The organism is Roseinatronobacter sp. S2 (assembly GCF_029581395.1).
In the GTDB taxonomy this organism is placed as follows: Bacteria; Pseudomonadota; Alphaproteobacteria; order Rhodobacterales; family Rhodobacteraceae; genus Roseinatronobacter.
In genome coordinates, this window is sequence record NZ_CP121113.1 from 2,125,477 (window position 1) to 2,148,926 (window position 23,450).

The window sequence follows — 23,450 nt, forward strand, 5'->3', positions numbered from 1 at the left end:
CATGGTCATTTCACATCAGATGCAGCTTCTGGAGCAAAGGTCGCGCGCAACGCAATTTCAAACATTTGCGAAAAACTTTGTTCGCGCGCCCGGGTATCAAGCGCTTGTTTCTTCAGCAAATGGTCCGATACCGTCATCACTGCCAGCGCGCGCGCGCCGAAACGGGCTGCAACAGCATATAACTCCGCCGCTTCCATCTCGACCGCAAGAACGCCGTGGCGGGTCATGATCGCGTTCAGGTCGGGGCGTTCGTCATAAAACGTGTCGGAGCTGTAGACATTGCCCACATGAACCGGCTGCCCTAGGTCGCAAGCCGCATCATGGGCCGCGCGCAACAGGCCGAAATCTGCACAAGGTGCGAACTGCACGTCGCTGAACAGCGGTTTTGACGGGGTGGATATGGTCGTGCAGGTCTGGGCCAGCACGATGTCGCGCAAATTCACATGGTCTTGCATCGCGCCGGTGGACCCCACACGAATAAGCGTGCGCGCCCCGTAATCGCGGATCAGTTCATGCGCATAGATCGACATCGACGCCATGCCCATGCCGGAGGCATGAATGCTGACACGGTGACCGCGCCATGTGCCGGTATAACCCAGCATGCCGCGCACCTGATTGACACATTCAGCGTCGCTCAGAAACCGTTCCGCCGCCCATTTTGCGCGCATCGGATCGCCCGGCATCAGAACTGTTTCGGCAATTTCCCCCGGCTTCGCACCGATATGAAGTGTCATCTGCGCCCCTTTTCATATGTTGCGCCCAGATTGCCCCCTTCCCCCGACCCGCGCAAGCGCCTATACCACGCACGCACGCCCAGATAGAAGAATGAAGGATTGCCCATGCGCGAGGCTTTGATCACCCGCAAAACCGCCGAGACCGAAATTTCGGCCAGCGTCAATCTGGACGGAAGCGGCGCTTATGACATTCAGACCGGCGTGGGGTTCTTCGATCACATGCTGGACCAGCTTGCGCGCCATTCGCTGATCGACATCACGCTGAAGGCTGCGGGCGATCTGCATGTTGATGATCATCACACCGTCGAGGATTGCGGCATAGCGCTGGGTCAGGCGATTGCGCAGGCATTGGGCGACAAGCGCGGCATCCGGCGCTATGGCGAATGTCACCTGCCTATGGATGATGCGCAGGTCCGCTGCGCGCTGGACCTGTCGGCGCGGCCCTATCTGGTGTGGAACGTAGATTTTCCCAGCGAGAAGATAGGCACATTCGACACCGAACTGGTGCGCGAGTTCTTTCAGGCGCTGGCCACGCATGGCGGGATCACGCTGCATATCGACCAGATCCACGGCATCAACAGCCACCATATTTCCGAGGCGGCCTTCAAGGCGGTTGCGCGCGCGCTGCGCATGGCTGTGGAAACAGACCCGCGTAAAGGCGATGCGATCCCGTCCACCAAGGGGGCATTGTAGGCGCATATGCTGACAGTTCTGGTTGATTACGAAAGCGGCAATCTGCATTCCGCCGAAAAAGCGTTTCAGCGCATGTCGGCCGAGACAGGCGCGGGTGATGTGCTGGTCAGTGCGCGCGCCGAAGATGTGGCGCGCGCAACCCGCATCGTGCTGCCCGGCGATGGCGCCTATCCCGCCTGTCGTCGCGCGCTGGGTGCGGTGGACGGGCTGACCGATGCGCTGGAAGAAGCCGTGCTGAAGCGCGCGGTGCCGTTCATGGGTATTTGCGTGGGCATGCAGATGCTGGCAAGTATGGGGCGCGAATATGAAGATGTGGCCGGTCTGGACTGGATCGGTGGCGAAGTCGTGCGCATTGCCCCCGATAACCCCGCGCTGAAAGTGCCGCATATGGGCTGGAATGATCTGGTGATCGACCGCGCTCATCCGGTGCTTGAAGGCGTCAGCAGCGGGGATCACGCCTATTTCGTGCACAGCTATCAGTTTCGCGTGGCTGACCCCGCGCATCTGCTGGCACATGTCGATTATGACGGGCCGGTGACCGCGATTGTGGCGCGCGACAATATTGTCGGCACGCAGTTTCACCCTGAAAAATCGCAGGCCACCGGCCTGCGGATGATTTCTAATTTCTTGCGCTGGACACCATAAGGGGCTGTGCGGGGGGCGCTGCCCCCTCTTGGGCCTTTGGCCCAATTCACCCCCGGAGTATTTTTGGCAAGATGAAACCCATGGAGGGGCAGATGTCCGAGGACGGATCACGCATTGCCAAGGTTCTGGCCCGCGCAGGTGTCGCATCGCGCCGCGAGGCCGAGGTGATGATCACCGCAGGCCGCGTTGCGGTGAATGGCAAACGCATTGACAGCCCCGCGTTGAATGTCACCACGCGCGACCGCATCAGCGTTGATGGCAAGCCGCTTGCCGCGGCGGAACCTGCGCGCCTGTGGATGTATCACAAGCCGCTGGGACTGGTGACGACCACGCGGGATGAACAGGGCCGCCAGACCGTGTTTGACGCCCTGCCCGACGATATGCCCCGCGTCATGTCAATCGGGCGGCTGGACCTGAATTCTGAGGGGTTGTTGCTGCTGACCAATGACGGGGATCTGAAACGCCGTCTGGAACTGCCCAGCACAGGCTGGCTGCGCAAATACCGCGTGCGCGTGAATGGCACCCCGACCGACGACATGCTGGCCCCCTTGCGCGACGGTGTGAAAATAGAAGGCGAGCGGTTCCAGCCCATGATCGTCAACATTGACCGCCAGCAAGGTGCCAATGCGTGGCTGACCATCGGCATTCGCGAAGGCAAGAACCGCGAAATCCGCCGGGCCATGGATCATGTCGGGCTAAGCGTGAACCGCCTGATCCGTGTCAGCTATGGCCCGTTTCAACTGGGGCAACTGGCCAAAGGTGCTGTGGCTGAAGTGAAATCGCGTGTCTTGCGCGAACAGCTTGGTGAAGCGACCCCGCAGGAAGATGTGGTCGTCAAGGGCAAGAAGCCAAGGCCCGCAGGATTGAAACCCACAGGGCAGAAACCATCGGGACCAAAGCCGTTAGCTCAAAAGCCACAGGGCAAGCGGACCCCGAACCCCGACAGCAAAGCGCCAGGTACAGGGCCGCGCACAGGGCCAAACAAAGGACCAAATGCGGGGCCACGCCCCCAGCGCGCCAACAGCGCGCCCCGCACCGCAACCGCCCGCGGCGCGGGTCCGGCCAAGGGTATGGCCGGGAAAGCCGCCCGCCCCCCGAAATCAAAGCGTTAGGCCGCAAAAGTCAGAGATTTCGCTTATCTGCGGCGCGGCTGGTAATCCATCCTTTCAATCTGGTTCATCAGCTTTTATATTTTAGTCTTGTTCGGCCTATATATCGGGGATCAGATGACTACGGGATTGCAAAAGACATCCTATGCGCTTCTTCTGGCCTTGATCGTGTATGTAGCCATTGTAGGGGGCTAGAAAATGACCCAGCGTTTTGGTGGACGTTTCAGCCCCAATGCTGACCAACGCCCCCTTGCATCTGCGCCAGTCCGCCCCCATCCGGTGGGCGCGCGGGTCAATCTGCTTTTTGTCGTCCCGTTCGCCTTTGCCATCCGTGCGTTTTTCAATGATCCGGTCGGGCTTGCGCTGAACCTTGGCGCGTTCGCGGTGCTGATGCTGGCGGCATGGCTGACCCGCGAAGGGGTTCTTGCGCAGGCTGCCTATGAGGCGCGCAAGATCGCACGCAGGCCCGCCATTCCGCGCAAAATATTTGCATCTGTCCTGACGGGCGGCGGGCTGGCATTGGCAGGGTTGTCTGGCGGCATGGGCGCTGCACTTATATTCGGCATATTGGGCGCAGTTCTGCATTTCGGTGCTTTCGGGCCGGACCCGTTGAGCGATAAGGGCATGGAAGGTGTAGACACGTTCCAGACCGACCGCGTCACACGCGCAGTTGAGGAGGCAGAGACCCACCTGTCGGCCATGCAAGACGCAATCAAGCGCAGCGGGGACCGCGCGTTGGCCGGTCGGGTCGAAAGTTTTGGCGCGACACTCCGGCAATTATTCCGTGCGGTCGAGCACGACCCCAGACGGCTGAGTGCGGCGCGGCGATATCTTGGAATTTACCTGATTGGCGCGCGGGATGCGACGGTCAAGTTCGCCGATCTTTATGCGCGGAACCGCGACCAGCAAGCGCGCGTTGAATATCTGGCACTTCTGGACGATCTTGAAAACCGCTTCGCGCTGCGACGCGAAGCCTTGCTGGAAGATGACCGCACCGATCTGGAGATCGAGATAGAAGTCTTGCGCGAACGGCTGGAGCGTGAAGGTCTGCGCGCAGAGTGAAGTATGATTTATTTTTGTTCGGTTTATGAAGTATGAGAGGAACACTGCAATGTCAGACGCCATCCGCCAAGAGGCCGCGAGCCTTACCAAAGAGATAGACGCTGTGGTGGCGATGCCTCTGGCAGACCCTGCAACAGATATGCCCACCCTTGAAAGCGCGCCCGCAACGGATGCAGACGCCATCAAGGCGCGCATGGGTGAGATCGACATGGGGTCGAGCAGCACCATCATTGGCTTCGGGTCGCGCGCGCAGATGGATCTGCAACAGATATCGCAGGCGATGCTGGCGGATGTGAAGAACAAGGATCTGGGACCGGCAGGCGATGGATTGCGCGAAATGGTGTCCACATTGCGCGGGTTTTCGGTCAGCGAACTGGACACCCGCCGCAAGCGCAGCTGGTGGGAACGCCTGACCGGTGCTGCGGCGCCGATGGTGAAATTTCAGGAACGCTACAACACCGTTCAATCCCAGATCGACCGGATTACGGGAAGCTTGCTGAACCACGAAACCGCGCTGCTGAAAGACATCAAGGCGCTGGACAAGCTGTATGAAAAGACGCTGGAATTCTATCATGAACTGGCGATCTATATTGCTGCGGGCGAAGCCAAGCTGAAGGACCTTGACGCAACGGACATTCCTGCAAAGGAAGCCGAAGTTGCTGCCGCTGATGAAAGCGACAAGGTGCTGAAAGCGCAGGAATTGCGCGACATTCGTGCCGCACGCGATGATCTGGAACGCCGTGTGCATGACCTGAAGCTGACACGTCAGGTGACGATGCAGTCGCTGCCCTCCATCCGGCTGGTGCAGGAAAACGACAAAAGCCTTGTCACCAAAATCAATTCCACATTGGTCAACACTGTGCCACTTTGGGAAACGCAACTGGCGCAGGCGCTGACAATCCAACGCTCGCGCGAAGCGGCACAGGCGGTGCGTGCCGCCAATGACCTGACCAATGAATTGCTGACCTCGAACGCCGAGAACCTGCGCGATGCCAACCGCGAAGTGCGCGAGGAAATCGAGCGCGGCGTGTTTGATATTGAAGCGGTCAGACAGGCGAATGAAACGCTTATCGCGACTATCGAGGACAGTTTGCAGATTGCCGATGACGGGCGCACAAAGCGTGCCGCGGCAGAGGAAGAACTGACCCGCATGGAAGCTGATCTGCGCAAATCCCTGTCATCTGCGCGGTCATCTGCACGCGATGGTGACACTGCGGCGGATACCGGTTCGCAAAAGGCATGATCTGATGGTTTGGGGGCGTGACATGAAAGCGACGCGTGGCCGTGGTATTGCACCGCATGGCCATCTGCCTGCATTTGCGCTGTTGCTCGCGCTGGGGGCTTGCACGCCATTTACGGGCACGCAATCCCCGCCCGGCACGGTCGCGGAACCCGCCCCCCCCCAACCCGTGCCTGACGCCGAAGCGCCCGCAACCGAAATCGAAACCCCTACGCCGCTGTCCTCGGCGATTGCTGCGCATTTCAAGCGCGTGGAGAACCAGCGTCTGGCCGACGGGCTGTTGCGCACCGACCCCCGCCCCGCCGATGTGCCATTTGCCGCACGCGACCTGGAGGATGTTTTTGTGCGGGTGGCCCTGCATGATGAATACACCTTCGTCGGAAACCGCCTTGTCGAACAGAAAACCCCTGCCCCGTTGCGACGCTGGCGCGGCCCGGTTCGGATGCGGTTGCAGTTTGGCGATTCTGTCCCTGAAGCGATGCAACGCGCCGACACGCGGCTTGTGAACCAGTTTGCCACGCGTCTTGGTGCACTGACCGGCCACCCTGTCAGCGTCACGCAAGGGTCTGCAAATTTCCATGTTCTTGTTCTGGATGAAGCCGAGCGCCGTGACATTGGTCCAAAGTTGCGCCGGTTGATCCCCGGAATTGACCAGACCACGCAAGATGTGGTCACGAATTTGCCGCGCAGCGTATCTTGTCTGGTGCTGGCGTTTTCGCGCAGCGGGACAGATATTTATACGGATGCAGTTGCCGTTATTCGTGCGGAATTGCCCGATCTGTCGCGCATGGCCTGCTATCATGAAGAACTGGCGCAAGGCATGGGCCTGCCCAATGACAGCCCCCGTGCGCGCCCGTCGCTGTTCAATGATGCGGCGGAGTTTGCGGTATTGACGGCAATGGACGAGTATTTGCTGCGTATGCTGTATGACCCGCGCCTGCACCCCGGCATGCGCGAACCCGAAGCCCGCCCCATAATCCGCCGCATCGCATCGGAAGTGATGGGCGGCGAAAGCTAGACAGATCTGTCCCCAAATCCACATCTAAACCCAGAGGTTCCGTCATGGTGTTCAGTTTCCTTAAAGGTCAGTTTATCGACGTTATCGAATGGACCGACGACACCCGAAATACGATGGTCTACCGCTTTGAGCGCTATGGCAATTCCATCATGTATGGGGCCAAGCTGACCGTGCGCGAGGGGCAGCTGGCGGTATTTGTGCATGAAGGCCAGCTTGCCGATGTGTTTGATCCCGGCATGTATCAGCTGGAAACCAACAACATGCCGCTGATGACAGCGTTGCAGCATTGGGACCACGGATTCAATTCGCCCTTCAAATCGGAAATATATTTCATCAATACCCGCCGGTTTGCCGGCCTGAAATGGGGCACCCAGAACCCCATCATGCTGCGTGACCCGGAATTCGGGCCATTGCGGCTGCGCGCGTTCGGGTCCTATGCCATTCGCGTGGCCGACCCTGTTGCCTTCATGCGTGAAATTGTGGGCACTGATGGCGATTTCACGCAGGAAAAGATCGCGGGCCAGATCCGCAATATCGTGGTGCAAAAGGTCAGCCGCGTTCTGGCAGCAAGCGGCATTCCCGCGCTGGACATGGCCGCGAATACCAAGGATTTGTCGGATATGGTGGGCAAGGCCATTGCCCCCACACTGGCTGAATACGGGCTGGAAATGCCCGAATTGTATATCGAGAATATCTCACTCCCGCCCGAGGTCGAGAAGGTGCTGGACCAGCGCACCAGCATGGGCATTGTGGGCGATCTGAACAAATTTACACAGTTTTCCGCAGCTCAGGCCATGCAGAACGCCGCCGAAGGTGGCGAAGGCGGCATGGGCGCGGGGCTTGGTGCAGGCATGGGGATGGGTATGGGCATGGGTATGGCCCAGTCCATGGGGCAGGCCATGTCCGGCCAGCCTGCTGCCGCCCCTTCCGGTGCGCCGTCTGCGGCAACCCCGCCCCCGCCACCACCCCCCGCATCAGAGCCGATGTGGCATATTGCCGAAAACGGGCAGACCCGTGGTCCTTTTACCCAGTCGCAACTGGCAGGGCAGATCACACGCGACACATTGGTCTGGACCGAAGGGCAATCGGGCTGGCAGAAAGCAGGCGATATTCCCGCTTTGGCGCAGCTATTTGCATCCATGCCCCCGCCACCCCCGCCGCCTGTTGGCTGATACATGCAGGCACAGCGCCCCTGCGCGCCTGTGTTTTTGAGTATTTTTTGCAAGATGAAGGTGCAGGGGTGCAGTGCCCCGAACCGCACGGCCGGAACATTTCATGCCAAGCACACAGACCGAACACCGTTTTCCATGCGCGCAATGCGGGGCGTCGCTGCGTTTTTTGCCGGGCCAGTCGCGGCTGAGTTGCGCGTATTGCGGCCATGAACAGGAAATCCCGCAGATTGACGATGAAACCCGCGTAACCGCGCTGCAATCGCTGGATTACCATGAAGCGGTCGCACAGACCCTGCCCGCATCGGATCTGGAAGAAACGCGCGTTGTTCATTGTGACACTTGCGGGGCAGATGTTCAGTTTGAAGAAAATGTGCATTCGGCGGAATGCCCGTTTTGTGCCAGTCCCATCGTCACGGATACGGGCACGAACCGGCATATCAAGCCGCATGCGATCCTACCCTTCAAGCTGTCGGAATCCGATGCACAGGCCAAGATGAAGGCATGGTTGCAAGGGTTATGGTTTGCCCCGTCTGCGCTGGCAAAATATGCGCGCAGCACGGGCCGCCTGAACGGGCTGTATGTGCCCTACTGGGCTTTTGATGTGGCGACCCGCAGCCAGTATACCGGACAACGCGGGACATATTACTATGTCACTGTCAGGGGGGCGAATGGCAAAACCCGACGCGAACGGCGCACGCGCTGGCGTGCGGCCTCGGGGCGGGTGTCGCGGCAGTTTCTTGATCTGCTGGTCATGGCGTCCAACTCGCTGCCGCGCGCGAATATTCGCAGGCTGGAGCCGTGGACCATGGCTGATCTGCAACTTTATAGCGCCGATTATCTGTCGGGCTTTCGTGCAGAAGCCTATAGTGTGGAACTGCCCGACGGGTTCGAGATTGCCAAGGAACGCATGGCCGAGCAGATTCACGCCGATATCTGCCGCGATATCGGCGGGGATGAACAGCGGGTATCATCTGTTTCGACGGACTATGATGATGAACGTTTCAAGCATCTGTTATTGCCGATCTGGATGGCGGCCTATCGCTACCGCGACAAAAGCTACCGCTTTATCGTGAATGGCCAGACCGGGCGCGTTCAGGGCGAGCGGCCATGGTCATGGCCAAAGATTGCAGGCGCGGTGCTGGCGGGGCTGGTGCTTCTGGCGCTTGCGTTTTACATCGCTGAAATGGGCGGATAGGGGAAGATCATGATCTTGTGTTGTGGCGAAGCGCTGATCGACATGTTGCCGCGTGAAACATCCGCGCAAGAGGCCGCGTTTGCCCCTTATGCGGGCGGCGCTGTCTTTAACACGGCGGTCGCGCTGGGGCGTCTTGGGGCACAGTCGGGCTTCTTTTGTCCGCTGTCTGATGACCTGTTCGGCGCGCAATTGCGCGCGGGGCTGGATGCGTCCGGTGTGGATCACAGCCTGTCACCTGCGGTTGACCGGCCCTGCACACTGGCTTTTGTCACATTGCGGGACGGTCAGGCGCGCTATGCGTTTTATGACCGCGGCACGGCGCTGCGCGACATGGACATGGCCGAATTGCCCACCCTGCCTGACACGGTGGAGGCGTTGTTTTTCGGCGGCATATCGCTTGCGGGTGATCCGTGCGGCGCGGGCTATGAAGCGCTTTGCGCGCGGGCGGGCGGGCGTGTTGTCATGCTGGACCCCAATATCCGCCCCGATTTCATTCGCGATGAAGCCGCCTATCGGGCGCGGCTGGATGCCATGATTGCGCAGGCAGATATTATCAAACTGTCAGATGAGGATCTGCACTGGCTGATGGGGGACGGAACGATTGAACCGCTGGCGCATGATCTGCGCGGGCGCGGGCCAAAGATCGTGATCATCACCGAAGGGGCCAAGGGCGCGCGGGCCTTCTGGGCTGGCGGGGTTGCACAGGTTCATTCTCGCCCTGTTGCCGTGGTCGACACTGTTGGTGCGGGGGATACGTTCAATGCAGGGGTGCTGGCCAGCCTTGCGCAGGCAGGTGTGTTGAGCAAGGCTGGCATTGCCGCGATTGATGCCGCGACCCTGACCGCCGCGCTGGAGATGGGGGCGAAAGCGGCGGCGGTGACCGTGTCGCGCGCCGGTGCAAACCCGCCATGGGCGCATGAAATCTGATGCGCGCACTTGTCCAGCGGGTTGCTCAGGCGCGGGTAGATGTGGCGGGTCAGACCATTGGCCAATGCGGTCCCGGCCTGCTGATCCTGATATGTGCGATGCAGGGTGACACTGACGCGCAGGCCGATGCGCTGGCCGCGAAAATACACAAGCTGCGCATATTCTGCGACGATGCGGGCAAGATGAACCTTGCGCTGAAAGATACCGGTGGCGAGGCGCTGGTGGTCAGCCAGTTCACGCTGTCCGCAGATACACGCAGCGGCAACCGGCCGGGGTTTTCATCTGCCGCCCCGCCAGATGAAGGCGCGCGCCTGTATCTGCATTTCGCCGATGCGCTGCGCGGTCTGGGCGTGCCCGTTGAAACCGGCGAATTCGGCGCATCCATGGCGGTGCATCTGGTCAATGACGGCCCTGTGACCATCTGGCTGGACACTGCTGCGTGACTGGCCCTTAGGCAATGATATCCGGCAAATGCCCGATATCGGGCAGCACGATATCTGCGAACGGGGCCAGATCATCCTTGCTGGCCATGCCTGTCAGAACACCGATTGTGCGCATGCCCGCCGCCTGCCCCGCGACCAGATCATGGGTGCTGTCGCCCACCATCACCACTGCCTGTGGCGCGACGCCTGCCAGTTGCGCATAAGCCAGCAGCATGGCGGGGTCCGGTTTGGGTGTGAAGCCGCTGTCATAGCCCAGAATATGGCTGAACAGATGCAAAATGCCCGCCCGCGTCAGATGTGCGCGGGCGGGCATTTCACCGTCATTTGTTGCGACCCCCATCAAGACCCCCCGTTTTTGGAATCCCGACAGTAGCGGAACCAAGGGCACGGGCGGAACCATGGGCGCGTCGGCCGATGTTTCGGCCAGATATGTGACAAGCGCCTTGTGCGACATCTGCGGCAGATGCACGCCCAGCAATTCCGCCGCATCGTCGATTGTGCCGGCGATCACGGGCGATGTCGGCGCAAACCGGCGCGCGCCCATGTCGAACTGTATCGTGGTGGCCATGGCGCTGGCATGCGCGGTGTTGCCCTTGGACAGATCATCCAGAATCCGGCACACCCAGCCCGCCCAGCTTGCGCTGAAGTCAAACAAGGTGCCGTCCTTGTCGAACAAAATGGCCGAAACGCCGGTAAGTTTCATATCCGTCCCATACTGTTAGCAATGCGCATGCAGCGCGGTATCACAGGCGTATGTGACAACACCATGACAGCTTTGTTTGCATCAAAACGGCAAGGGTATTGCCCTGTGCACCTTGTCTATGGCGGCGCGCACTTGCGGGTCCAGTGTCACATCAACACCGTTTAACAGATGCTCCAGCTGGGCTGTATTGCGGGCGCCCACAATCGGGATGCACTGGAATGGCCGCGTGCGCGTCCATTGATAAGCCATATGCACCGGGTCCAGCCCCGTTTCATTGGCAATGGCCAGATAGCCTGACACAGCTTCAAACACGCGCGGTGTGATACGCCCGCCCAGTTCGGGAGAGCGCGCGCGACGCGTGTTTTCAGGGGTGACGTTGCCTGCATATTTGCCCGTCAGCAGCCCTGCCCCCAACGCGGAATAGGCCAGAAGCGGGATGTCTTCGTTGACGGACAGTTCTGCCAGATCAAGATCGAACATCCGGCACAGCATCGAATATTCATTCTGAATGCTCGCCACGCGCGGCAGGCCCGCTTCTTCGGCCAGACGCACCCAAGTCGCAGTGCCCCATGCGGTTTCGTTCGACAGCGCGAAATGCCTGATCTTGCCTTCATCAATCAAAGTCTGCGCCATTTGCAGCACTTCGGTCATATGAGCAACTGTCTCAACTCGGTTCTGGTGCGACGGGTCAAACCCCCAGCCTTTGCGAAAGTGGTAGGACCCGCGATTGGGCCAGTGCAACTGGAAGATATCGATGCAATCACTTTGCATCCGCTTCAGCGATGCCTCGACCACGGTACGCAGGCGTGCGCCGCTGATCGCGGCCCCGTCCTGCACGGCGGCCGACCCTGCGCCGGTGATTTTCGTCGCCAGAATCGCATCAGCGGGTTTGCGGCTGGCCAGCCAGCGCCCGACGATTTCTTCGGTCAGGCCCGCAGTTTCGAATGCCACCGGATTGACCGGATACATTTCCGCCGCATCCAGAAAATTGATTCCGCGTTCCCATGCCAGATCAAGCTGGCGGTGGGCGTCGGCCTCGTCGGTTTCATTTCCGAATGTCATGGTTCCCAGACAATAGACCGAGACATTCATACCTGTGCGGCCAAGCTGTTCTTTTTGCATCATTCCTGCCTTGCTGTTCGTTTCGGGCGGAACATAAACCATATTTTACGGATTGGCAGGTGCAGAATTCACCAAAACTCGCAAGATGTTGCTGCGCGGCGGCAGATCACCGCGCAGCGCTTCATTTATCCGCAATAGATGCGTGTAATGACCTGATCTTCATCATGCTCGACATTCAGGCGATCAGGCCGGTGGTCCATGGTGACAGCCATGCCCGGTGCGATCACACGGGTGGCGCCCGCATCGGGGTGTCCCTGAAACTGCGCCAGCGGCTGGCCGGTCAGCGATTGCAGATCTTCAGCGCCACAGCTTGTATACATATCAGGCGCGGGATCGGGCGTTTCGCTTTGGCACGCAGCCAGCAGGGCAAGTCCAAGGATCGGGGCAACAAGACGCATATTCGGGCCTTTCTGATTGGGTTTTCTTGCGGCAATTTATGGCAACTTTCGCGGACATGCACCCCATCCCCCCGACAGTCGGTAGAATCCTGCCGACAGGATGCCCCTTTGGTGATGTGATAAGGGCTTTCCGCATGGCACTGCACAGGCTATATGCCGCGCCATGAGTGATCGCACACAGATAAACCCGCCCGACCTGCGCCCCGACCTTGCACCGCAAGCGCGGATTGGCCAGCATGCGCCCGCACGCGCAGGGCAGCCAACCATCGGCATGGTCAGCCTTGGCTGTCCAAAAGCGCTGGTGGACAGTGAACGCATTCTGACGCGGCTGCGCGCCGAAGGCTATGCCATCAGCCCCGATTATGCCGGTGCGGATGCCGTGGTTGTCAACACATGCGGTTTTCTGGATTCGGCGCGCGCCGAAAGCCTTGATGCCATCGGCGAGGCCTTGTCGGAAAACGGCCGCGTCATCGTCACCGGCTGTCTGGGCGCGGAGCCTGAATTCATAACCGGCACCCACCCGCGCGTTATGGCCGTGACCGGCCCGCACCAGTATGAACAGGTGCTGGACGCGGTGCACCGCGCCGTGCCGCCATCGCCGGACCCGTTTATCGATCTGCTGCCGGCATCGGGTGTCAGCCTGACACCGCGCCATTACAGCTATCTGAAGATATCCGAGGGGTGCAATCACAAGTGCAAATTCTGCATCATCCCCGATATGCGCGGCCGCCTTGTCAGCCGCCCCGCCCATGCCATTCTGCGAGAGGCTGAGAAGCTGGTCACCGCAGGCGTGCGCGAATTGCTGGTCATTTCGCAAGATACTTCTGCCTATGGCGTGGATGTCAAACATGCCACCGATCGCGGCCACCGCGCCCATATCACCGATCTTGCGCGCGATCTGGGGTCACTGGGCGCTTGGGTGCGGCTGCATTACGTCTATCCCTACCCGCATGTGCGCGAAATTATCCCGCTGATGGCGGACGGGCTGGTGCTGCCTTACTTGGATATTCCGTTCCAGCATGCACACCCTGACACGTTGAAACGCATGGCGCGCCCTGCGCATGCCGAACGCACGCTGGACCGTATTGCAGAATGGCGCGGGATCTGTCCTGATATTACGCTGCGATCTACGTTCATCGTGGGCTACCCCGGCGAGACAGAGGAAGAATTCCAGACCCTGCTGGACTGGCTGGATGAGGCGCAACTGGACCGTGTCGGCTGTTTTCAATACGAAAACGTCAAAGGGGCGCGGTCCAATGACCTGCCCGACCATGTCCCCGCCGAAGTGAAGGCAGAACGCTGGGATCGTTTCATGGAAAAAGCGCAGGCCATTTCCGCAGCCAAACTGGCGGCCAAAGTGGGCCAGCGCATGGATGTCATTGTCGACGACATAGACACTGACGGTATCGCCACCTGCCGCACCAAGGCCGACGCCCCCGAAATTGATGGCAACCTGTTCATTGACGAGCGGACTGACGCGCTGTCGGTCGGCGATATTGTGACTGTTCAGGTGGACGAAGCCAGTGAATATGACCTGTGGGGGCAGATCACTGCTTAAGTCTTTTCCTTGTCATTCGGGCATGCTATGCCCCGCCGGGACTGGACGGCGACGCCGTCTGCCGCTTGATTTCTGAATTGGAGACTACTCATGGCCCTGGAACGCACGTTTTCCATCATCAAACCCGATGCAACGACCCGCAACCTGACCGGCAAGATCAATGCCAAGTTCGAAGAAGCCGGTCTGCGCATCGTTGCGCAAAAGCGCATTCATATGACCAAGGCGCAGGCTGGCAAATTCTATGAGGTTCATGCCGAACGCCCCTTCTATGACGAATTGTGCGAATTCATGGCATCTGCCCCTGTTGTTGTTCAGGTTCTGGAAGGCGAAGGCGCCATTGCCAAGAACCGCGAAGTGATGGGCGCAACCAACCCCGCCGATGCAGCACCCGGCACCATCCGCGCAGAATTTGCGCAATCGGTTGGTGAAAACTCGGTCCATGGATCGGATGCACCGGAAACCGCCGCGGTTGAGATCGCGTATTTCTTTTCCGGTCTGGAACTGGTCGGCTGATCGTCCGGCCGTTATTCGGACAGATTGTCACATGGCGTGGCCCCGGACCGTTTCCGGGGCCTTTTGCTATGTGATCAGCATTTACCACACGCGGCTTTCCTGACAGATTATCTTCATGTTCCAAACGGTTGAAATTCCTTTCTGGTTGCTGATTCTTGTTCTTGCCTTCGCCGCGGTCACTTTCGCGTCGCATTTCCTGTTTCCGTCCGTGCGCTGGTTTTTCCGCAGGCGCATGGAACGGGCGGTGGCCAGGCTTAACACCCGCCTTGCCCGCCCGATTGAACCGTTTCGCATTATGCGCAGGCAAGATCAGGTCACCCGTCTGATTTATGACCCCAAGGTGATGGAAGCGGTGCGCGATTACGCCCGCCAGATCGGCGTGCCCCCCAATGTGGCCTTTGAACGGGCCAGATCCTATGCGCGCGAAATTGTGCCCGGGTTTTCCACCGCGACATATTTCGGGTTCGCCATCAAGCTGGCCCAACGCCTGTCGCAGGGGCTATATGATGTCCGCCTTGGCGGGGGCGAGGCGAAAGCCCTTGAAAAGATCGACAGTTCCGCCTCGGTTGTGTTCGTCATGAACCACCGCTCCAACATGGACTATGTGTTGATCACATGGCTGGCCTCCAGCCATTCCGCGCTAAGCTATGCCGTGGGCGAATGGGCGCGTGTGTGGCCACTAAAGGCGCTGATCCGCGCGATGGGGGCGTATTTCATTCGCAGGCGGTATTCCAACAGCTTGTATCGCGCGATTCTGGCGCGCTATGTCCAGATGTCGATCCAGCAAGGCACCACACAGGCCATTTTCCCCGAAGGCGGGCTAAGTCTGAATGGCAGTGTCGGAAAGGCCCAGAAAGGGCTGCTGCATTACATTGTGCGCGGGTTCAATGTGCATGATTCGGCGGATGTTGTGTTTGTGCCGGTTGCCCTGAACTATGACCGTGTGCTTGAAGACCGCGTGCTGATTACTGCCGGTATGCATGGCATTCGCCGCTTTCCGGTGCGCGCAAAGGTGGTGTTGGGGTTCATCCTGCGTGTTTTGTGGCAAAAAGCGCGCGGGCGGTTTTCGCCCTTCGGGTATGCGGCGGTTTGCTATGGTGAACCACTGTCGCTGCGGGATTTTCTGACGCAATCACCGGCCCCCAGCACCAGAACCCTGTCCGAAGCCCTGATGTTGCGCATCCGCGCGGCGGTGCCGGTGCTGCCCGTGCCGCTGGTCGCGGCGGCGCTGGTGCAAAGCGATCTGTCTTGCAGCAAGGACACCCTTACGCAGGCGAGCCAGTCCATTCTTGACATGTTGTCCGACAAAAACGCCTGGATACACCTGCCAGATGGGCAGCTGGAGCAGGCCATAGAAACAGGATTGTCGGTGCTAAAGCGGCGCGGCGTCATCACGCAGGAAGGGGATAAGGTGTCCTTGACCCCGTCGCAATCCGATGTGCTAAGCTTTTATGCCGCGTCTGTATTGCAACGGCTGGATGCGCCGACAGGAATTGCGCCTTCGGCCAGCCTGCGCCTTGATCTGCCTCCAAGACCGAAGAGGGTAAAGTCATAAAATTACAAAATCTGCTAAAATAGGGTTGCATTGTTGCGCATGCGATTCTATGCATGCTGCAAGTGCCGCATGAATTGCTGCGGCGCGGCACATTCAGCGGTTGCCCGCGATACACTAACTTGGAGGCACACATGGCTCTGGACCAGACTATCGGAATCGCGCCTTACGACGCACCGGAAAAAGACCTGTATGAAATCGGGGAAATGCCCCCTTTGGGATATGTCCCCAAACAGATGTATGCTTGGGCCATCCGTCGCGAACGCCACGGCGAACCCGAAACTGCGATGCAGATCGAAGTCGTCGATATTCCCGCCCTCGACAGTCACGAAGTGCTGGTTCTGGTCATGGCGGCGGGTGTCAATTACAACGGCATCTGGGCCGGACTGGGCCAGCCTATTTCACCGTTTGACGTGCATAAAGCACCGTTTCACATTGCCGGATCGGACGCATCCGGCATCGTCTGGGCTGTGGGGTCCGCAGTCAAGCGCTGGAAGGTCGGCGATGAGGTGGTGATTCACTGCAATCAGGATGATGGTGATGACGAGCATTGCAATGGCGGCGATCCCATGTTCAGCCCCAGCCAGCGCATCTGGGGGTATGAAACACCTGACGGGTCTTTTGCACAATTCACCAATGTTCAGGCCCAGCAGCTTATGCCCCGCCCCAAGCACCTGACATGGGAAGAATCTGCCTGCTACACGCTGACACTGGCCACCGCTTACCGCATGTTGTTCGGCCATGAACCGCATGATCTTAAACCCGGCCAGAACGTGCTGGTCTGGGGTGCATCGGGGGGCCTTGGGTCTTATGCGATCCAGTTGGCCAACACCGCCGGTGCGAATGCCATCGGTGTCATCTCGGACGAAAGCAAACGCCAGTTTGTGCTGGATCAGGGCGCAAAGGGCGTCATCAACCGCAAGGATTTCAACTGCTGGGGGCAATTGCCCACCGTCAACACGCCTGAATATAACGACTGGCTGAAAGAAGCGCGCAAATTCGGCAAGGCCATCTGGGACATTACCGGCAAGGGCGTGAATGTCGACATGGTGTTTGAACACCCGGGCGAGGCGACATTTCCAGTGTCCACGCTTGTGGTCAAAAAGGGCGGCATGGTTGTTATCTGCGCGGGCACCAGCGGGTTTAACTGCACGTTTGATGTGCGCTATATGTGGATGCACCAAAAGCGCCTTCAGGGGTCACATTTCGCCCATCTGAAACAAGCATCCGCTGCCAACCAGCTGATGATCGAACGCCGCCTTGATCCGTGCATGTCCGAAGTGTTCCCTTGGGCCGAAATCCCGCAGGCGCATACGAAAATGTATCGCAACCAACACAAGCCCGGCAATATGGCGGTTCTGGTTCAGGCGCCGCGCACCGGCCTGCGCACATTCGAGGACGCATTGGCTGCTGGCCCCAAGACCTGACATCCCGTCGGACACGGCATCTACAGATCGCTGCCCCGTTTCGGGGCAGCGTTTTTCTATGGTGTCCGTCAACGCTTTCGTAAGCCCCCGTCCCCTATCCTTGGTGCTCAATCGGTTCGGGCGTGACCCTGCCGCAAAACGGAGGGTTCAGGATGCGCCATGACTGGCTGGTCGCACAGTTGGATGCCATGAAACGCTATGCATTGCAAAACCACCTGTCGGAACTGGCCGACGCCTTGCAGACTGCGAAGCTGGTAGCTTTGGTCGAAATCGCATCGATCGAAGGAAAGCGCCCCATACCACCACAACACGACACCTGACCCGCATGCGGATATGTGCTGTCACCACAGGCCCGACACTTTTTTGACCAATCCTTCTGAAAACGGTTCCCATTTCCGGCGGGGCATGCTGTAGACAGGCATCATGTCCATCCCTGCCCTGCAATTCTCCGATGATCAGGCCGAAGCCTGGGATCAGATCGCCTCAACGCTCCAGAAAGCGGGCGTCGATCTGACCGAAGGCATATGCCTGCCTGCCCCCGATGCCGACAATACTGTTCTTGCCATCACCGGCAAGGCAGGGTCGGGCAAGACCATGCTGCTGGCTGGTCTGACCAAGGCGCTGACGGATGCAGGCGTCGAAATCGTCTCGGGCGATTATGAAAGCCGCAGACGGGCCGAGCGGCGCAGTCTGGCTGTGCTCGCCCCCACAAACAAGGCGGCATCAGTGCTGCGCGCGCGCGGCGTGCCCGCCACCACAATTCACCGCATTCTTTATACGCCGGTCTATGACCCTGAGTATGAGAAAATCGCCGAGTGGCTGGCGGGCAACCTGCCGCGCCCCGATGTCGAAGGGCTGACCGACACCGCGCTGGACCGCGCGCAGGCGTTCTATGAACAGGTCAAATCCATCCCCGGCGCATTGGCGGCGGCGGGCTTGCGCGGGTCGGATTTCATAACCGGGTGGAAACGGCGCAATGATCCGCTGGATATAGGCTTCGTCGATGAAAGCTCGATGCTGGATGCGCGCCAGCTTGATGACCTTAAGGAATTGTTTTCCACCCTGATTCTGTTTGGCGATCCCGCGCAGCTGGCCCCTGTCGGGCAATCGGGGGAAATGGTGTTTGACCGGCTGCCCGCGCCTGCGAAACTGCATCTGTCGCGCATTCACCGGCAGGCACAGGACAACCCCATTCTGGACCTTGCGCATGCGCTGGCCGACCCCGATCTGGGGTTCGAGGCGTTTGAACGCCGGGTCGAGGCGGCGGCGGCACAAGACAGCCGCGTGCATCTTGCCGAACGCGTGGACAGTGATCTGATGGCGCGCTCGCCCGTGCTGGTCTGGCGCAACGCAACCCGACTGCGCCTGATCAACGCCTTCCGCCGCGTCCATGATGCCCCCGACACCGAATTGCGCCCGGGCGAGCCGTTGATGTGTGACGGGCTGGAACTGCCGCTGAAACACCGCAAGAAACGCATTGATCTGGAAGCGCGCGGCCTGATCAAGGGCGCGCAGGTCGTCTATCTTGGACCGGGGCGCAAACCCGGCTTCTCAAGGCTGCATATTTTCGGCGCGGAAGAACCGCAAATATCTGTGGCCTCGATTATCAAGATCGAAACCGATATCGACGAAGAACCCTTCATTCCCTTTGCCGCAACAATGGGCGCGGCTTTCGTGCATGGCGCGGCGGTCACCATCCACAAGGCGCAAGGGTCACAATGGCCGGAAGTGCAGGTCTTCGCGCCCGATCTTTTTGCCGCAGCGCGCGCCGGTCGGGTGGAAGCGGGCATACCGCTTTGGAAACGTCTGGCCTATGTGGCCATCACCCGCGCCGAACACCGGCTGCACTGGGTTATTCGCAACCGCCTGGCGCGGCCGCAAGCTCCCTTATCCACGGATGATCTGGCCAGTCCCGCAGCGCCGCTGGCCCTTGCCGCCGAAACCTGAACCTTTGAAACGCACCCAACCGCCCCTGAACCACACGCCAACACCTGGTGTCGGGGTGCCAGTTTTCTGCGCCATGCTTTGAAAATCCACTTTCAACTTCATCTTGCGACAAATACTCTGGGGTGAATTGGGCGCACTCGCGCCCAAGAGGGGCAACGCCCCTGCCCGCCGACCCTGCCCTTGTCCGGAAGGAATGCCTATGCGCTGTGTCTTTGTCCAGTTTCGTTGCCAGCCCGGCAAAACCTATGACGTTGCCGATGCAATTTATGACCGCGAAATTGTGTCCGAGCTGTATTCCACATCCGGCGAATATGACCTGATCGCCAAAATCTATATCCCTGAAAATGAAGATGTGGGCCATTTCCTGAATGAACGCCTGTTCGACATTGCGGGCATCAACCGCACAATGACAACCATGACATTCAAGGCATTCTGACGCGGGCCAAAGAAGCGTTCCTCAGCTTCGCACGAAGCGGAACAGCGCGGACGCCCCCCAGCCAAAGAAAACAGCCAGCGCCAGCGCCATCAGGCCGTAAAGCGCGGGACGGTCATAGGCCATGTTATACAACCAGCGTTCAAGCACCGCCTTCTGAACGTCGATGAATGTTTCCGTCTCGTGCAGGACATCGCCATCGCGCAGCAGGAATATTCGCGCGGTATAGGTGCCCTCGACGATGTTCTTGGGCAATGTGACACGGGTGTTGAACAATGTGTCACGCTGCAGGGCAACCGTGCTGTCGAGTTCCTGATAAAGCTGCTCGCCCTGCCTTATGCGAATAAGCGCCTCGGTGAAGGCGGCTGCGTCGCGCGGGTCCGGTCCGCGCGCTTCAAAAATTGCCAGCCGTGTTGAAATGCGGTGGGTCAGGTCCGCCTCTGCCGACAGGATATCGCTCAGCGGCGCGGTGCCCGCAACCGCATAGAAACTGGGGGCCGCGCGCACTTCCTGACTTTCGGTATTCACCCATATACCCAAACGTCTGGCCTTGCGCCAGATCACCGCAGGCATGGGCGGCCCCTCGATCGCGACAATGATATCCAGATCACTATCATCGGGCAGCGGGGCTTCGCGCCGCACGGCCCCGAAAATCAGAATTTCTGACCCTTCATAATTCACGGTCAGCGACACGCGGTTCTGACTAAGCCCGACGATCACTTCCTCTGCGCGTGCGGGCAGAAGCGACAGCATGCCCAGCAGTATGAACAGCACGACGCCCCGCATCAGAACCGCCCCGGAATGCTGATCGAATACACCTCGGACGGGGTCAGCAACAAATCCAGCGCGATCTTGCCACAGACCGCCAGCACCAGCAGCGCCAGCAATATCCGCAACTGTTCGGCCTTCATCCGCAAGCCTATGCGCGTGCCGATCTGCGCGCCGATCACGCCGCCCAGAATCAAAAAGATCGCCAGCATCACGTCGACCGAATAATTGGTCAGCGCATGCATCATGGTGGTGAAGGCCGCAACAAAAGTCACCTGAAACAAGGACGTGCCAATCACCACCTTGGTGGGCATACCCAGCAAATAGATCATCGCAGGCACCAGAACGAACCCGCCGCCAACCCCCATGATCGCAGCCAGTATGCCCACCCCCACGCCGACCAGCAAAGGTGGAACCACCGATATATATAGCCCCGAGGCGCGGAATTTCATTTTCCATGGCAGGTTATGCACCCAGTTATGGGTATGCAGCTTCCGGCGCGGCGCATGCGGGTTTTTGGACCGTCGCAAGGCCCGCAAGCTTTCTTGCAGCATCAATGCGCCGATGATGCCCAGAAAAATCACATAGGACAGCTGCACAATCAGATCGAGTTGCCCCAGCCGTTGCATCAGGTTGAAAAACCATATCCCGATGATGGACCCGACCAGCCCGCCAATCAGCAAAACCGTGCCCATCCGCAAATCGACCGTCTTGCGTTTCAGGTGGGCCAACACACCGGAAATAGACGAGGCAACGACCTGATTAACCCCCGTCGCAACCGCCACGGCAGGCGGCACACCAATAAAGAACAACAGCGGTGTAATCAGGAAACCGCCGCCCACACCGAACATGCCCGACAAAACGCCGACCCCCCCGCCAACCCCCAACAAGGTGAAGGCGTTTACCGATGTTTCGGCGATGGGCAGATAGATCTGCATCGTTTCCCTGATCCTGAAAAGGGGCAGAAAATTCGCGCTTCCCTGCCTTCTGCCTCCACCATGACAATCACGACGTTACAGGGCAAGGGGGCCTGCCGCGATTTGATGCAATCAGGTAAATTCCCGCCCTGCCTGCAACTTTCGCGCCACATTCCGAATTTTGATCGCGGGATTGTTTACGCAGACGGCACGTCAAGGCGCAGAACAAGTGCGTCGACGGGGGCGGCACAATCATTTGGGCGGTAATAGCCCTTGCGCAAACCAACCTGCACGAACCCGGCCTGTTCATACATGGCGCGCGCCGCCATATTTGTCCGCGCCACTTCCAGAAAGCACGATTTCGCCCGCCCCCGAAGCCGGTGCACCCCCGCATCCAAAACGGCGCGCCCAATGCCCTTGCGCAGCATATGCGGCGCAACCGCCAGCGTCAGCAGTTCTGCTTCATCCGCGATATGCCGGAACAGCGCGAAACCGGCAAGCTGCCCGTCCGGCGCATAATTCCATTCCCAAATGCAGGCCGGATCATCCTGAAAACCCAGAAAATCCTGTGCCGACCATGGTGCAGGCAAGGTGAATGCCTGCGTGTGCAGGGCCGCCAACGCAGATGCGTCCGGCGCATTCATGGCAGAATGGCAACTGGTGGCTGCGACGATGGCGCGGCATCTGCCGGTCTGATATACAGCGGCGCAGGGCGCGGGTTGGACTGGCCCAGCCGGTGCAAAGCTGCCCGCGCAATGGCATGCGCCAGCCCGAAGCGGGGCGCTATGAGTTGCGCACCCGTCAGATCCGCCAGCGCTTGCGCCGCGCTGCCGGTCACGGCTGCACCGTTGATCAGCGCAGGTGCGTTGGCCAGCGCCAGCATTTGCGCCGTGTCGGGGTCGGGCGCGAAGTTTTGCATATACACCTCGTCGCGCCGCGCATCCTCGACCACGCAAAGCGGGCGGGGCAGACCTTCGGCACGGGCATCAAAAACCGACACCCCGATGGCCGGCACATTCAGGCCCAGCGACAGGCCGCGTGCGGCAGAAACCGCAATGCGAATGCCGGTAAAATTCCCCGGCCCCACACCAACCGCCAGGGCGTCCAGATCATGCCAGCCCTTGCCGCCCATGGACAAGACCTGCTCCAGCAAGGGCAGCAGGCGTTCTGCCTGCCCGCGGGCCATGTCTTCGTGCAACTCTGCCAGCAGGGTGTCGCCCTGCACCAAAGCGGCCGCGCAATGCGCGGCCGATGTGTCGAAGCCAAGGATGACGGCGTCAGACCGCAACAGGGCGCACCTCTGTCACTTCGGGGATGTAATGGCGCAGCAGGTTCTCGATGCCCATTTTCAACGTCAATGTCGATGACGGGCAACCCGCACATGCGCCCTTCATATGCAGATAGACGATGCCGCGTTCAAACCCGTGAAACGTAATATCGCCCCCGTCCTGCGCAACTGCGGGGCGCACACGCGTGTCCAGCAGTTCCTTGATCTGGTTCACAATATCGGAATCCGGCCCGTCATGCGCCACATGGCCGGTGCCCGCGTCCCCATCCATCACCGCCGCGCCGGACTGGAAATGCTCCATGATCGCGCCCAGAATTTCGGGCTTGATATGCTGCCAGTCGACATCATCGGCCTTGGTGACGGTCACAAAATCCGATCCCAGAAACACACCCGTAACGCCACTGACGCCGAACAGGCGGCTGGCAAGCGGGGACGTGCCTGCCGTCTCTGCACTTGGAAAATCAGCTGTGCCCATGCCCAGCACATCCTGACCGGGCAAAAACTTCAGCGTGGCCGGGTTCGGGGTGGATTCCGTCTGGATAAACATTGCGCATTACTCCTGTGTCTACTGGGGATATGCGCCCTG

At 59.7% G+C, this 23,450-nt stretch carries 26 protein-coding genes; 17 read left to right on the forward strand and 9 right to left on the reverse strand.

The features are described 5' to 3' along the window. Positions 1-5: 5 nt before the first annotated feature. The gene (gene deoD / locus P8S53_RS10115; RefSeq protein WP_277803847.1) at positions 6-734 is read right to left on the reverse strand and encodes a purine-nucleoside phosphorylase; all 729 of its coding nucleotides are present in this window, start codon (positions 732-734) and stop codon (positions 6-8) included. Positions 735-839: 105 nt separating this feature from the next. Between deoD and hisB the strand changes: the two genes are divergently transcribed. The 10 genes from hisB (at position 840) to dtd (ending at position 10,238) form a co-directional block, all read left to right on the forward strand. Continuing rightward, the gene (gene hisB / locus P8S53_RS10120; protein ID WP_306417794.1) at positions 840-1,427 is read left to right on the forward strand and encodes an imidazoleglycerol-phosphate dehydratase HisB; all 588 of its coding nucleotides are present in this window, start codon (positions 840-842) and stop codon (positions 1,425-1,427) included. A 6-nt stretch (positions 1,428-1,433) separates the two neighbouring features. Continuing rightward, positions 1,434-2,072, forward strand: a complete 639-nt coding sequence (hisH, locus tag P8S53_RS10125; protein ID WP_277803849.1) for an imidazole glycerol phosphate synthase subunit HisH — start codon at positions 1,434-1,436, stop codon at positions 2,070-2,072. A gap of 80 nt (positions 2,073-2,152) precedes the next feature. Then, positions 2,153-3,184, forward strand: coding sequence for a pseudouridine synthase (locus P8S53_RS10130; RefSeq protein ID WP_277803850.1), 1,032 nt, complete (start codon positions 2,153-2,155; stop codon positions 3,182-3,184). 195 nt (positions 3,185-3,379) lie between these two features. Then, the gene (locus P8S53_RS10135) at positions 3,380-4,243 is read left to right on the forward strand and encodes a 5-bromo-4-chloroindolyl phosphate hydrolysis family protein (RefSeq protein ID WP_277803851.1); all 864 of its coding nucleotides are present in this window, start codon (positions 3,380-3,382) and stop codon (positions 4,241-4,243) included. 49 nt (positions 4,244-4,292) lie between these two features. Beyond that, on the forward strand, positions 4,293-5,486 hold the full coding sequence (locus tag P8S53_RS10140; protein ID WP_277803852.1) for a toxic anion resistance protein: 1,194 nt from the start codon (positions 4,293-4,295) through the stop codon (positions 5,484-5,486). A 22-nt stretch (positions 5,487-5,508) separates the two neighbouring features. Then, on the forward strand, positions 5,509-6,501 hold the full coding sequence (locus P8S53_RS10145; protein ID WP_277803853.1) for a DUF2927 domain-containing protein: 993 nt from the start codon (positions 5,509-5,511) through the stop codon (positions 6,499-6,501). A gap of 44 nt (positions 6,502-6,545) precedes the next feature. Then, complete coding sequence (locus tag P8S53_RS10150) at positions 6,546-7,673, forward strand: SPFH domain-containing protein (RefSeq protein ID WP_277803854.1); 1,128 nt, start codon at positions 6,546-6,548, stop codon at positions 7,671-7,673. A gap of 103 nt (positions 7,674-7,776) precedes the next feature. Then, the gene (locus tag P8S53_RS10155; protein WP_277803855.1) at positions 7,777-8,868 is read left to right on the forward strand and encodes a hypothetical protein; all 1,092 of its coding nucleotides are present in this window, start codon (positions 7,777-7,779) and stop codon (positions 8,866-8,868) included. Between the two features lie 9 nt (positions 8,869-8,877). Beyond that, the gene (locus P8S53_RS10160; protein ID WP_277803856.1) at positions 8,878-9,795 is read left to right on the forward strand and encodes a carbohydrate kinase; all 918 of its coding nucleotides are present in this window, start codon (positions 8,878-8,880) and stop codon (positions 9,793-9,795) included. Beyond that, entirely contained in the window at positions 9,795-10,238 is a 444-nt protein-coding gene (gene dtd, locus P8S53_RS10165) for a D-aminoacyl-tRNA deacylase (protein ID WP_277803857.1), read from the forward strand. The genes P8S53_RS10160 and dtd overlap by 1 nt, the downstream gene beginning before the upstream one ends. A 7-nt stretch (positions 10,239-10,245) precedes the next feature. On the opposite strand, the gene P8S53_RS10170 is transcribed toward dtd, so the two are convergent. From P8S53_RS10170 to P8S53_RS10180, 3 genes are all read right to left on the reverse strand, one after another. Further along, positions 10,246-10,941, reverse strand: coding sequence for an HAD family hydrolase (locus tag P8S53_RS10170; protein ID WP_277803858.1), 696 nt, complete (start codon positions 10,939-10,941; stop codon positions 10,246-10,248). 81 nt (positions 10,942-11,022) lie between these two features. Beyond that, positions 11,023-12,063: an aldo/keto reductase gene (locus tag P8S53_RS10175; protein WP_306417910.1), complete on the reverse strand. Its 1,041-nt coding sequence runs from the start codon at positions 12,061-12,063 to the stop codon at positions 11,023-11,025. Positions 12,064-12,188: 125 nt separating this feature from the next. Beyond that, entirely contained in the window at positions 12,189-12,461 is a 273-nt protein-coding gene (locus tag P8S53_RS10180) for an I78 family peptidase inhibitor (RefSeq protein ID WP_277803860.1), read from the reverse strand. 163 nt (positions 12,462-12,624) lie between these two features. Here P8S53_RS10180 and rimO point away from each other — a divergent pair, with 163 nt between their 5' ends. The 7 genes from rimO to P8S53_RS10215 all read left to right on the forward strand — a co-directional run bounded on the left by rimO (position 12,625) and on the right by P8S53_RS10215 (position 19,894). Continuing rightward, positions 12,625-14,019, forward strand: coding sequence for a 30S ribosomal protein S12 methylthiotransferase RimO (gene rimO, locus P8S53_RS10185; RefSeq protein ID WP_306417795.1), 1,395 nt, complete (start codon positions 12,625-12,627; stop codon positions 14,017-14,019). Between the two features lie 90 nt (positions 14,020-14,109). Further along, complete coding sequence (ndk, locus tag P8S53_RS10190) at positions 14,110-14,532, forward strand: nucleoside-diphosphate kinase (RefSeq protein ID WP_277803861.1); 423 nt, start codon at positions 14,110-14,112, stop codon at positions 14,530-14,532. Between the two features lie 115 nt (positions 14,533-14,647). Next, positions 14,648-16,087, forward strand: a complete 1,440-nt coding sequence (locus P8S53_RS10195; protein WP_277803862.1) for a 1-acyl-sn-glycerol-3-phosphate acyltransferase — start codon at positions 14,648-14,650, stop codon at positions 16,085-16,087. 131 nt (positions 16,088-16,218) lie between these two features. After that, positions 16,219-17,511 (forward strand): crotonyl-CoA carboxylase/reductase, encoded by a 1,293-nt coding sequence (gene ccrA / locus P8S53_RS10200; protein WP_277803863.1) that lies wholly within the window; start codon positions 16,219-16,221, stop codon positions 17,509-17,511. 152 nt (positions 17,512-17,663) lie between these two features. Then, on the forward strand, positions 17,664-17,831 hold the full coding sequence (locus tag P8S53_RS10205) for a hypothetical protein (protein WP_277803864.1): 168 nt from the start codon (positions 17,664-17,666) through the stop codon (positions 17,829-17,831). A gap of 103 nt (positions 17,832-17,934) precedes the next feature. After that, entirely contained in the window at positions 17,935-19,458 is a 1,524-nt protein-coding gene (locus P8S53_RS10210) for an ATP-dependent RecD-like DNA helicase (RefSeq protein ID WP_277803865.1), read from the forward strand. Positions 19,459-19,657: 199 nt separating this feature from the next. After that, on the forward strand, positions 19,658-19,894 hold the full coding sequence (locus P8S53_RS10215; RefSeq protein WP_277803866.1) for an Lrp/AsnC ligand binding domain-containing protein: 237 nt from the start codon (positions 19,658-19,660) through the stop codon (positions 19,892-19,894). A 21-nt stretch (positions 19,895-19,915) separates the two neighbouring features. On the opposite strand, the gene P8S53_RS10220 is transcribed toward P8S53_RS10215, so the two are convergent. From P8S53_RS10220 to P8S53_RS10240, 5 genes are all read right to left on the reverse strand, one after another. Next, positions 19,916-20,677, reverse strand: coding sequence for a TIGR02186 family protein (locus P8S53_RS10220; RefSeq protein ID WP_277803867.1), 762 nt, complete (start codon positions 20,675-20,677; stop codon positions 19,916-19,918). Continuing rightward, a complete protein-coding gene (locus tag P8S53_RS10225; protein ID WP_277803868.1) occupies positions 20,677-21,597 on the reverse strand; it encodes a sulfite exporter TauE/SafE family protein in 921 nt (306 codons plus the stop codon). Before P8S53_RS10225 ends, P8S53_RS10220 begins: the two co-directional genes overlap by 1 nt. Before the next feature lie 176 nt (positions 21,598-21,773). Further along, complete coding sequence (locus tag P8S53_RS10230; RefSeq protein WP_277803869.1) at positions 21,774-22,220, reverse strand: GNAT family N-acetyltransferase; 447 nt, start codon at positions 22,218-22,220, stop codon at positions 21,774-21,776. Next, entirely contained in the window at positions 22,217-22,864 is a 648-nt protein-coding gene (tsaB, locus tag P8S53_RS10235; RefSeq protein ID WP_277803870.1) for a tRNA (adenosine(37)-N6)-threonylcarbamoyltransferase complex dimerization subunit type 1 TsaB, read from the reverse strand. The genes P8S53_RS10230 and tsaB overlap by 4 nt, the downstream gene beginning before the upstream one ends. After that, a complete protein-coding gene (locus tag P8S53_RS10240) occupies positions 22,854-23,411 on the reverse strand; it encodes a NifU family protein (protein WP_277803871.1) in 558 nt (185 codons plus the stop codon). Before P8S53_RS10240 ends, tsaB begins: the two co-directional genes overlap by 11 nt. Positions 23,412-23,450 lie beyond the last annotated feature (39 nt).

Excerpts from the sequence above, each read along its gene's own strand:
- deoD (WP_277803847.1), bottom strand. The coding sequence starts at position 734 with ATGACACTTCATATCGGTGCGAAGCCGGGGGAAATTGCCGAAACAGTT.
- hisB (WP_306417794.1), top strand. The coding sequence starts at position 840 with ATGCGCGAGGCTTTGATCACCCGCAAAACCGCCGAGACCGAAATTTCG.
- hisH (WP_277803849.1), top strand. The coding sequence starts at position 1,434 with ATGCTGACAGTTCTGGTTGATTACGAAAGCGGCAATCTGCATTCCGCC.
- P8S53_RS10130 (WP_277803850.1), top strand. The coding sequence starts at position 2,153 with ATGGAGGGGCAGATGTCCGAGGACGGATCACGCATTGCCAAGGTTCTG.
- P8S53_RS10135 (WP_277803851.1), top strand. The coding sequence starts at position 3,380 with ATGACCCAGCGTTTTGGTGGACGTTTCAGCCCCAATGCTGACCAACGC.
- P8S53_RS10140 (WP_277803852.1), top strand. The coding sequence starts at position 4,293 with ATGTCAGACGCCATCCGCCAAGAGGCCGCGAGCCTTACCAAAGAGATA.
- P8S53_RS10145 (WP_277803853.1), top strand. The coding sequence starts at position 5,509 with ATGAAAGCGACGCGTGGCCGTGGTATTGCACCGCATGGCCATCTGCCT.
- P8S53_RS10150 (WP_277803854.1), top strand. The coding sequence starts at position 6,546 with ATGGTGTTCAGTTTCCTTAAAGGTCAGTTTATCGACGTTATCGAATGG.
- P8S53_RS10155 (WP_277803855.1), top strand. The coding sequence starts at position 7,777 with ATGCCAAGCACACAGACCGAACACCGTTTTCCATGCGCGCAATGCGGG.
- P8S53_RS10160 (WP_277803856.1), top strand. The coding sequence starts at position 8,878 with ATGATCTTGTGTTGTGGCGAAGCGCTGATCGACATGTTGCCGCGTGAA.
- dtd (WP_277803857.1), top strand. The coding sequence starts at position 9,795 with ATGCGCGCACTTGTCCAGCGGGTTGCTCAGGCGCGGGTAGATGTGGCG.
- P8S53_RS10170 (WP_277803858.1), bottom strand. The coding sequence starts at position 10,941 with ATGAAACTTACCGGCGTTTCGGCCATTTTGTTCGACAAGGACGGCACC.
- P8S53_RS10175 (WP_306417910.1), bottom strand. The coding sequence starts at position 12,063 with ATGCAAAAAGAACAGCTTGGCCGCACAGGTATGAATGTCTCGGTCTAT.
- P8S53_RS10180 (WP_277803860.1), bottom strand. The coding sequence starts at position 12,461 with ATGCGTCTTGTTGCCCCGATCCTTGGACTTGCCCTGCTGGCTGCGTGC.
- rimO (WP_306417795.1), top strand. The coding sequence starts at position 12,625 with ATGAGTGATCGCACACAGATAAACCCGCCCGACCTGCGCCCCGACCTT.
- ndk (WP_277803861.1), top strand. The coding sequence starts at position 14,110 with ATGGCCCTGGAACGCACGTTTTCCATCATCAAACCCGATGCAACGACC.
- P8S53_RS10195 (WP_277803862.1), top strand. The coding sequence starts at position 14,648 with ATGTTCCAAACGGTTGAAATTCCTTTCTGGTTGCTGATTCTTGTTCTT.
- ccrA (WP_277803863.1), top strand. The coding sequence starts at position 16,219 with ATGGCTCTGGACCAGACTATCGGAATCGCGCCTTACGACGCACCGGAA.
- P8S53_RS10205 (WP_277803864.1), top strand. The coding sequence starts at position 17,664 with ATGCGCCATGACTGGCTGGTCGCACAGTTGGATGCCATGAAACGCTAT.
- P8S53_RS10210 (WP_277803865.1), top strand. The coding sequence starts at position 17,935 with ATGTCCATCCCTGCCCTGCAATTCTCCGATGATCAGGCCGAAGCCTGG.
- P8S53_RS10215 (WP_277803866.1), top strand. The coding sequence starts at position 19,658 with ATGCGCTGTGTCTTTGTCCAGTTTCGTTGCCAGCCCGGCAAAACCTAT.
- P8S53_RS10220 (WP_277803867.1), bottom strand. The coding sequence starts at position 20,677 with ATGCGGGGCGTCGTGCTGTTCATACTGCTGGGCATGCTGTCGCTTCTG.
- P8S53_RS10225 (WP_277803868.1), bottom strand. The coding sequence starts at position 21,597 with ATGCAGATCTATCTGCCCATCGCCGAAACATCGGTAAACGCCTTCACC.
- P8S53_RS10230 (WP_277803869.1), bottom strand. The coding sequence starts at position 22,220 with ATGAATGCGCCGGACGCATCTGCGTTGGCGGCCCTGCACACGCAGGCA.
- P8S53_RS10240 (WP_277803871.1), bottom strand. The coding sequence starts at position 23,411 with ATGTTTATCCAGACGGAATCCACCCCGAACCCGGCCACGCTGAAGTTT.